The sequence below is a fragment of the Nocardia farcinica genome (assembly GCF_029867845.1).
In the GTDB taxonomy this organism is placed as follows: domain Bacteria; phylum Actinomycetota; class Actinomycetes; order Mycobacteriales; family Mycobacteriaceae; genus Nocardia; species Nocardia farcinica_A.
Map to the genome: position 1 here is coordinate 1 of NZ_JARWRU010000171.1, position 1829 is coordinate 1829.

The 1829-nt window shown below is 72.3% G+C and carries 2 protein-coding genes; both read right to left on the reverse strand.

Annotation, left to right across the window (positions count from 1 at the left end):
• On the reverse strand, positions 1–704 hold a 704-nt coding region (locus QH283_RS03515), incomplete at its 3' end, for a helix-turn-helix transcriptional regulator (protein ID WP_280501577.1).
• Complete coding sequence (locus tag QH283_RS03520; RefSeq protein ID WP_280501578.1) at positions 701–1747, reverse strand: helix-turn-helix transcriptional regulator; 1047 nt, start codon at positions 1745–1747, stop codon at positions 701–703. The genes QH283_RS03520 and QH283_RS03515, both read right to left, overlap by 4 nt.
• Between the last annotated feature and the right edge of the window lie 82 nt (positions 1748–1829).

The following is a 1829-nucleotide window of genomic DNA, read 5'->3' on the forward strand; positions in this document are numbered from 1 at the left end:
TCCTGGAACAGGTCGAGCGCCGCCTCGGTCGACACGTCACGTGGCGGTCGCGCGGGCTCGTCCAGTTCGGTGGCGGCCTCCATGCGGTCGAAACGGAACAGCCGCACCGCCTCGGCCTCCCGGCACCACGCCTGCAGATAGCTGTTGTCGTCGACGAGCAGGATGCGGATCGGGTCGACCACGCGCTCGGAGACCACGTCACGCCTGGCCGAGTAGTAGACCAGCCGCAGCGCGTGCCCGGCCGCCAGCGCCGAGCGGACAGTGGTCACCGCGGGCGCCTCGGGGACCGGCGGGGCGGACTCGGTGTGCGCGGTCTCGGTCGCGCCGTCGGCGATGGCCGATTCGATCTTCGCGATGGCCGCGTGCGCGGCCGTCGGGTCGACCATGCCCGGCATCTCCGCGATCGAGCGCAGCGCCACCAGCAGGGCGGTGGCCTCGGTGGAGGTCAGCCGCAGCGGGCGGTCGATGCCCGCGGAGAAGGTGACCTCGATGCTCTCCTCGGAGAACGACAGGTCGATCAGGTCGCCCGGCCCGTAGCCCGGCAGGCCGCACATCCACAGCTGGTTGAGGTCGCTCATCAACTGTTTGGTGCTCACGCCGAGGTCCGCGGCGGCCTCGGCGGCGCTGATACCGGGATTGGCGATCAGGTACGGGATCATGTTCAGCAGCCGCGACAGCCGCACCGACAGTCTGCTCGTGCTCATGCCCTCGCCTCCGGGCTCTCGGCCGCCGCCTTCGCCGCCGCCTTCGACGATGCCTTCGACACGGCCAGTTCGGACACCGCGCGCAAGCGCGCCATCACATCGGCGCGCAACTGCGCCGGCTCGAGCACCAGCGCGTCCGGCCCGAGGCCGGTGACCAGCCGGGCGATCCAGTCCCAGGAACGCACCGGCACCTCGAGCACCACGCCGGAGCGGCCGGCCAGCACCTCGGCCTGACGTACCGTGCCCAGCCTGCGCACGTCACGGCCGCGGCCGTCGGCCCCCCAGATGACCGCGGTCCCGGTGACCGGGCTGTGCCAGGTGACCCTGGCGACGATCTCGCGCAGGTCCACGCCCTCGGGTTTGCGCACCGCGTTGCGCGGACCGTAGGGAGTCACGTCGTCGGCGATACGCGAGAGCCGGAAGCTGCGCACCGCGCCGCGGTCGCGATCGTGGCCGACCAGATACCAGCGGCCACGGTGCGTCACCACACCCCAGGGCTCCACGTCGCGCATCCGGTAGGGCTCGCCGACCGAGCCACGATGTTCGAAGCGCACCGCCTGACCCGCGTCCACCGCGGCCAGCAGCTTGCCGAGCACCGGCTCCGATCCCCTGGTGCGGGCGGGCACCGCGGGCACGGTCGCCACCGGCGCCTCGGTCTCGACGTGGATGCCCGCCGCGCGCAGCTTCAGCAGCGCGCCCTCGGCCGCGGCCGCCAGTTCCGGCGACTCCCACAACTGCACGGCGACCGCCACCGCGGCGGCCTGCTCGTCGGTGAGGTCGATGTCGGGCAGCGCGTAGGCGTCGGGGTTGATGCGATAGCCCTCCAGCGTCGAGTACCGGCTCACCGGGCCCACCTCGAGCGGGATGCCCAGATCGCGTAGCTCGTTCTTGTCGCGCTCGAACATCCGGCTGAAGGCCTCGTCGCTGGCCGAGTCCTCGTAACCGGCGACGCTCTCCCTGATCCGCTCCGCGCTGAGGAACTGCCGGGTCGACAACAGCGCGATGACCAGATTCATCAGCCGCTCGACCTTGGATATCGCCACCCGATAGAGGGTAATCCGCCCGGCCGGGCGGGTGCGCGGCGGCGCGCGAAACCCCGGGGCCCCGGGGGGGGGGGGGGGGGGG